General features: G+C 61.1%; 6 protein-coding genes and 2 pseudogenes. All 8 read right to left on the bottom strand.

Annotated features, from left to right (window positions below; translation table 11 throughout):
- Positions 1 to 882: 882 nt before the first annotated feature.
- A pseudogene (locus EDD77_RS17650) lies at positions 883 to 1014 on the bottom strand (helix-turn-helix transcriptional regulator); the annotation flags it as partial.
- 171 nt (positions 1015 to 1185) lie between these two features.
- Positions 1186 to 2307, bottom strand: coding sequence for an SLC13 family permease (locus EDD77_RS17645; RefSeq protein ID WP_242868281.1), 1122 nt, complete (start codon positions 2305 to 2307; stop codon positions 1186 to 1188).
- Positions 2304 to 2834, bottom strand: coding sequence for a DUF5662 family protein (locus EDD77_RS17640; RefSeq protein ID WP_341439093.1), 531 nt, complete (start codon positions 2832 to 2834; stop codon positions 2304 to 2306). The genes EDD77_RS17645 and EDD77_RS17640 overlap by 4 nt, the downstream gene beginning before the upstream one ends.
- Positions 2835 to 2918: 84 nt before the next feature.
- Complete coding sequence (locus tag EDD77_RS17635; RefSeq protein ID WP_058962562.1) at positions 2919 to 4280, bottom strand: alanine/glycine:cation symporter family protein; 1362 nt, start codon at positions 4278 to 4280, stop codon at positions 2919 to 2921.
- Between the two features lie 115 nt (positions 4281 to 4395).
- A complete protein-coding gene (locus EDD77_RS17630) occupies positions 4396 to 4695 on the bottom strand; it encodes a phage holin (RefSeq protein ID WP_082669463.1) in 300 nt (99 codons plus the stop codon).
- Positions 4692 to 4955: a hypothetical protein gene (locus EDD77_RS17625; RefSeq protein ID WP_058962563.1), complete on the bottom strand. Its 264-nt coding sequence runs from the start codon at positions 4953 to 4955 to the stop codon at positions 4692 to 4694. Before EDD77_RS17625 ends, EDD77_RS17630 begins: the two co-directional genes overlap by 4 nt.
- A gap of 11 nt (positions 4956 to 4966) precedes the next feature.
- Positions 4967 to 5980, bottom strand: a complete 1014-nt coding sequence (locus EDD77_RS17620; protein WP_058962564.1) for a glycoside hydrolase family 25 protein — start codon at positions 5978 to 5980, stop codon at positions 4967 to 4969.
- A gap of 14 nt (positions 5981 to 5994) precedes the next feature.
- Positions 5995 to 6708: pseudogene (locus EDD77_RS18215) on the bottom strand (hypothetical protein); the annotation flags it as partial.

Here is a 6708-nt window from a genome sequence, read left to right as displayed (position 1 = left end):
TTAGTAGAAACAATGTGGGAGCAATTTTGTAATTTGGGGATATATGAATCGAATGTTATAGAAACGACAACCTATTCTATCCAAGAGGCTGTTTTGGCAGTAAAAGAAAAAATTTCAAGTGGAGCCGCATTGTTATCTTAAACGCTTTCTAAAAATCGAAATTTCATTTATCAGAGAAATAGCAAAGCCAGCCGGGGTAGTCAACGGTCAAGATGAACGGCGTATTTCATGCGCCGCCGTTGACAGTCCCGCCTGTCTTTGCAGATGGGCAATCAAGGCAGGAAACCCCTAAAATGGCTTCCCGCCCATTTCATTATGAGAAAAGAAACGCTCCAAAATCAGAAAGAGAGCGGCCAAGCACTTTGAGGGATTGGTCGCCTTGTTCACCCATTCAGCGGGACGGCGGGTGGCGGTCAAGGCCGGGTGTAAGCCCGTTCATTTCAGCCTTGACGGTTGCCCGCTGTCCTGTTACTTTTCCGGGAGTGTAGCCACAACTTCGGGACACTTTGTCCACAAGTCGGAGCGTAGGACGAGGGACGGGGGCTTTCATATACGCCCAGTCTGCTGTTGAAACCAGACCTGTGCTTACGGCTCTACGCCACGCAAGCACAGCCCTGTTTTCCTGCCGCTTCAAATGCCCTTGCCCTCCCCGGCGGCAACGGCATTTTCACGGCAACGCCGACAGAGCGTATAACACACTACACTTTGCTTCGCAAAGTCGTGTGCCAAATGGGGGCGTTGCCCCCTTTGGAAACCCCCACAAGAAAAGGCGGTACGCTACCCCTCCACGGGGCGCATACCGCCTTTTCTTGTTATCCAGCCCTCCGGCTGTATCGGTTGAGCAAAAGTCAGCGTGGGATTGATGTGGTATCTTTATCTAAGTGAACCCCCGCTCTCCCACTTGGACACCGCCTGCCGGGATACGCCCACCCGGTCCGCCAGCTCCTCCTGGGAAAAACCCTTTGCCTTGCGCAGCTGCTGAATGCGCTGCCCCAGCTCCTCGTTCAGACTCATACCGTTCCACTCCTTTTTGTTTTGCTGGACTTCAGTATACCGGATCAGGCGGCAGCCTGTCCACCATCTGCCGCCACAATTGCGTCAACTGGATGTTGCGTTTTGTCAACCGCTCCCTTCCGGGCACAAAAAAGCGGCGGGTCCGGCCGACCCGCCGCCTTTTTCTTGTTCTTACAGGATGCCGCAGCCGGCCAGTGCCAGCAGCACCGCCAGCAGGCCGAAGTTCAGCGCGCTGAACACCGCCAGATACCGCCCGGTGTTCGCGCCGGGGGCCTTGGAATAGATCTTCAGGCTGATCAGGCTGGCCAGGCTGGCAATGGGGGTGCCAAGGCCGCCCAGATCCACGCCCATCAGAAGCCCCGCGCCGTTCTCGGTAAAGCCGGACAGCAGCACCGCCGCCGGCACATTGCTGATGACCTGGCTGGCCGCCGCGCCCACCAGCATCTCCCGGCCCTGCATCACGCTGGCCAGAAAATTCTGCAGCGCCGGGATGCGGGCCAGATTGCCCGCGAACACGAAGAAGCACACAAAGGTGACCAGCAAAGCGAAGTCCGCCCCCAGCACCAGCTTTTTGTCGAACACCGCCAGCGCCACGATCACCACCGCCAGCAGCGCGGGCCAGGGCAGCAGATGGAACACCGAGGCCAGACACACGCAGAACAGCACGCCGCACAGAATCAGCTGGGCATGCTGGCGGGCGGTCATGGGGCCTTCCTCATTTTGAGCCGTCAGGGTGACCCGACGGGCCGGGGTGAGCAGGCACAGCACCACAAGCACCACAAGGCTTGCCAGCGTGGCGGGCACGGTGAGAGCGAAGAATTCGCCCGCGGAAAAGCCGTAACGGCTGTACAGATACAGGTTCTGGGGGTTGCCCACCGGGGTAAGCATGCTGCCCAGATTGGCCGCCACCGTCTGCAGACTTACCACCCAGGGCAGCAGCCCGCCCTGCCCGCTGGCGGCCAGCACCAGCACCGCGAAGGGCACGAAGGTGATGAGGGCCACGTCGTTGGTGACCAGCATGGAAGAGAAAAAGCAGAGCATCACCAGCACAAGGCACAGTCCCTTGCCGCTGCCGCTGCGCTTCACCAGCGCCGCCGCCATCCGCCGGAAGGCCCCGGCCTGCTCCATGCCGGCCACCACCGCCATCAGGCAGTAAAGCAGAGCCAGCACCCGGCCGTCCACATAGCCAAGATATTCCTTATCCGGCAAAACCACCAGGCAGGAGGCCAGCGCCAGCACCGCCGAGATGACCAGCACCGGCTCACCCTTCAGCCATTGCATCGCTTTTTTCACCGGCCCAGCACCTCCTTTTTCAGCACCCGGAAGGCCTCGTCCTCGCCCTTGTCCCGCAGGGTGATCAGCATGTATTCCAGCAGCTGCCGCGTTTCCGGATGCAGCACATAATGATCCCGCCCCCGGTCGTAATATTCCCAGGGGGAGGCGTCGGTGTAGTCCTTGCCCTTATATACCTTGCTGGCGGCCACCCGGTCGCAGAACATTTCGGCCACGAACTGCAGGGGCATCTTATTGCCGATCAGCTTTCCGCTGCCCGCCGGGTCGTAGTCGATCCAGTATTCCAGATGATGCCGGTTGCGCCCCTTGTGGTGCAGCCAGGCGGTACTGCAGCCCTCGGCCTGACGCTGGGCGTCGTTGGGGCTGCGATTGCCCTGATAATATTTCACGCCCGGCAAAAACTCGCTGGGCATGTACTTGGAAAGGTCATGGGTCAGCCCCCGCCAGTAAAGCCCCAGACGGAAGCAGTGCTTCATCACCAGCCATTTGTGGTGATTGATGGTGCAGAAATGCCCCCACAGATTCACGTTCAATCCCTCCTGAACATCAAAAAGCCGGGTTTTGAAAAACCCGGCCTTTATTATAGCATATTTATGCAACCGTGTGCGCGGTCAATCCAGCGTTTCCGCCTGCTCGTCCAGCCGGTTTTCCCACAGATAATGCCGCGTCTCCGCCACGATCACCCCGCTGAGCAGCAGCACCGAAATCAGGTTCGGGAAGGCCATCAAACCGTTCATCAGGTCCGCAAAGCTCCACACCAGATCCAGATTGGCCACCGCGCCGATGAACAGCACCACCAGGAATACCAGCCGGTACACCGGAATGCCCTTTGGCCCGAACAGGTATTCCACGCACCGCTCGCCGTAGTAGCTCCAGCCCAGAATGGTGGTGAAAGCAAATACCGAAAGCGCCAGCGCCAGCACGATCTGACCGGCGGGCAGGTTGGCAAAGGCCAGCCGGGTCATGGCGTCGTCGCTTGCGCCCTGATACAGCTCGGGCTGCTTGACCATGCTGCTTACCACCACGATGCCGGTCATGGCGCAGACGATCACCGTATCCCAGAAGGTGCCGGTCATGGAAACCAGCGCCTGCCGCACCGGGTTTTTGGTCTGGGCGGTGGCTGCCGCGATGGGTGCGGTGCCCAGGCCGGACTCGTTGGAGAACAGGCCCCGGGCCATGCCGTAACGGCAGGCGGCCATCATCGCGCCGCCCGCAAAGCCGCCGGCCACCTGCCGGAAGCCGAAGGCGCTTTTCACGATCAGCGCCAGCGCCTGGCCCAGATAGGGGGCATTCAGCACCAGAATTGCGATGCAGCCCAGAATGTAGAACAGGCTCATGAAGGGCACAAGCTTTTCGCACACCTTGGCAATGGCCTTGACGCCGCCCAGAATCACCACCGCGGTGACGGCGGTGACCACCAGACCGGAAATGGCGGGAGCCACCCCGAAGGTGGTGTGGATCACATCGGTGATGGCGTGGCTCTGCACGGTGCAGCCCGCGCCGAAGGTGGCCAGCACGGTGAAGGCGGCGAAGATCACCGCCAGCCACTTCCAGCCAAGACCCCGCTCGATGGTGTACATGGGGCCGCCCACGATGGCGCCGCTTTTGCCCCGGGTGCGGTATTTCACCGCCAGCAGGGCCTCGCCGTATTTGGTGGCGATGCCGAACACGCCGGTGAGCCAGCACCAGAGCACCGCGCCGGGCCCGCCCAGTGCAATGGCGGTGGACACGCCGATGATGTTGCCGGTACCGATGGTGGCCGCCAGCGCGGTAGCCAGCGCGCCGAACTGGCTGATCTCGCCCTGGCTGCCCTCATCCGGCGAAAGGCTCAGCCGGATGGCCTTGGGAATATGGCGCTGTACCAGCCGAAGCCGGACAGTCAGAAACAGGTGGGTGCCGAACAGCATGACCAGCATCGGCACACCCCAGATAAAATTGCTGCACGCGCTCACAAGCGCGGTAAGGCTCTGCATGGGTTTTCCCCCTTAAAATCACAATATTTTAGTATTATATCACATCAAAGCCCACCGCGCAAACCTGCAAAAATGCCGGGTCCCGGCAGAATCCGGGGCCCGGCGCGGCTTTTGCTTACTTCTTTTTTGCGGCAGGGTCCGCGGCTTCGCTGCCGACGGTTGCGGTCTGCCCTGCCCCCAGCACCCGGTCGCTGTCGCACACGCCGCTGGTGGTGGGGTCGGTGATCACGCCCAGCACCGCCAGCACCGCAAACAGGGCGTTCACCACCGCCAGCAGCCGGTTGCCCAGTTCACCCAGATCCAGCTGGTAGCCGAACACCGCTGCCACCACCTGAATCAGCAGCATCACCGCCGGGATCAGGCTCAGCCAGAATGCCTTGTTTTGAATGCGTACCATCCAGTTGATCTTTTTCATTGCGTTCCTTCCTTTCGTTCCAGAATTGTGATTCGTGTTTCGTGGTCATTGAGAGCCGCGTCCTGCTCGTCGTTGTGTTTCCACAGGCGGCGGTGGCTGTCTGTGTTGTCCCGCTCCTGCCGGTCCTGCCGGCTCTGCACCGCCTCCACCAGGGTGGAGAGCTTGGTAAGGGTGCTGTTCAGCCGGATCACCGGCGCCCCCACCGACAAAAATAACCCGGCCACCACCACCAGCACCCCGACCACATTCCATTCATTCATATTCATCCTCCTTACCAGATAAACTCTGCCGAAAAACCAAGCCCCTCGCAGTAGGTTCGGATGTTGCGCCGGTCGCCTTCGTTGGGCATCGGCACAAGATGCAGGTCCAGCCCCTCGTCCGGCGCATCCGCAAGGCGGCAGCGGTCGTCCAGAACGGCGGCGTAAACGGTTTTACCCGCATGTTCAATCTGCACCATGGGGTAGCCGTCCACCAGAGTGTCCGCCAGAGCGAGCACCGCATAAGTACCCTCGGGCAGCTTGTCCGTTTTCCCGTCCGCATTCATCACCACGGCATGAATGCTGGGAGCCGTGAAATACTCGCAGCGGCTGGAATCGAACACCTCCAGCTGCTTGCCGGAAAGGGGCACAAATTCCACCGCGCCGGGAGTGTAGCTCTCCCGCACGATGCGGGGCAGATCGCAGTACATCCGGTTCAGATCGCACCGGCCCTGAACACCCGGCACCGAGCCGCTGCTGGAGTGCTGCCAGACCGCCGCGTTATCCACCCCGATTTTGCCGGTGTAGTTGGCGATCCACAGCCCCTCGTACCGGTCGAGGGTCTCCATGTCCATATAGCTGTTCACAAAGCTGGTGTAGCTGTAGAACATGGGTAGATAGCCCGCCGCCGCGATGCAGCCCATGAAGGCGTTGCAGATGGCGGTGTTCTTTTCCCGGCTGAATTCCTTATATTTGGCCGCGTGCTCATAGTCCAGCACCACCGGCAGAGTGAGGGTGTGCTCCGCCAGCAGTTCCAGAACCCGGGCGGCGGCGATGCGGGCATGAGCCTCGCTGTCGATGTAGCTGTAAAGATACACGCCCACATCCAGCCCGGCCGCCGCCGCGCCGGTCACATTGCGCTCAAAATACGGGTCTGCCACAATGCTGCCGTCGCCGTTGGCGTAGCCCAGCCGCACGAAGGCGAAGGCATAGCCCGCGGCCTTCACCCGAGGCCAGTCCACATTGCCCTGATACCTGCTCACGTCCACGCCCGGAGCGGGTGGGTTGATTTCGTATTTCAATGCCATTTTTCTCTCCTTTCTCAGGCGATGTAGGCCTGCAGTGCATAGAGAGCCTGGGCAGTGCCGTAGCCGTCCACACCGATGGTGACCACGTCCCCGCCGGCCAGATACCCCAGATCGCAGGTGGGGCTGTCCGCCGCGCTCTGCTCGGCCAGCACGATGCCGTTTTTGCGGAAGCGGATGGTGGTGCTGTTCTGCACAATGCTCACCGGCACCAGCCGCCACTGGCGGCCGGATGCCCGGATACGTGCGCCGTAGTTATCGTCCCGGTCGCCGTCCAGCCAGCCGATGTAAGCGGTTTCCACCAGCTGGGGATAGGCCAGCGAAGGCACCGTGCTGGCCTGGGTATTGCCATCCCAGATTTCGCACACCGTCACCCAGCCACGGGGCATATCCGGCTCCAGCATGACGGCGGTGCCGGTAACCCCGAAGATGCTCACCCCCTGCCGGATGTTGGCTGCCAGCAGATTCGCGTCGCCCTCAATGGTCTGGGCTCCGCTCAGGTACTGGCCGGCGGCGATGGTCTGGCTTGCCGTGCCCGGCCGGAAGCTGGCCGCGCCCCTGCTGGGAATGCTGCCGGTAATCTTCCGGCCTTTGGCGTAGCCCACTGCCCCGGCCAGCATCTGATTCGCGGCTACGGTGCCATCGGCGGTAAAGGTGCCGTTCACGGTTTTGCCGTTGGCGGTGATGGAAACCCCGGTCTTGATGTTTTCGGGGGCCAGCTTGGCCGCTTC

The sequence above is a fragment of the Allofournierella massiliensis genome (assembly GCF_004345265.1).
GTDB lineage: Bacteria > Bacillota > Clostridia > Oscillospirales > Ruminococcaceae > Allofournierella > Allofournierella massiliensis.
The sequence above is the reverse complement of the archived record's forward strand: the minus strand, read 5'-3'. Positions and strand labels throughout refer to the sequence as shown.

Coding starts and splice junctions, on each gene's coding strand:
- EDD77_RS17635 (WP_058962562.1), bottom strand. CDS start 4,280: ATGCAGAGCCTTACCGCGCTTGTGAGCGCGTGCAGCAATTTTATCTGG.
- EDD77_RS17630 (WP_082669463.1), bottom strand. CDS start 4,695: ATGAAAAAGATCAACTGGATGGTACGCATTCAAAACAAGGCATTCTGG.
- EDD77_RS17625 (WP_058962563.1), bottom strand. CDS start 4,955: ATGAATGAATGGAATGTGGTCGGGGTGCTGGTGGTGGTGGCCGGGTTA.
- EDD77_RS17620 (WP_058962564.1), bottom strand. CDS start 5,980: ATGGCATTGAAATACGAAATCAACCCACCCGCTCCGGGCGTGGACGTG.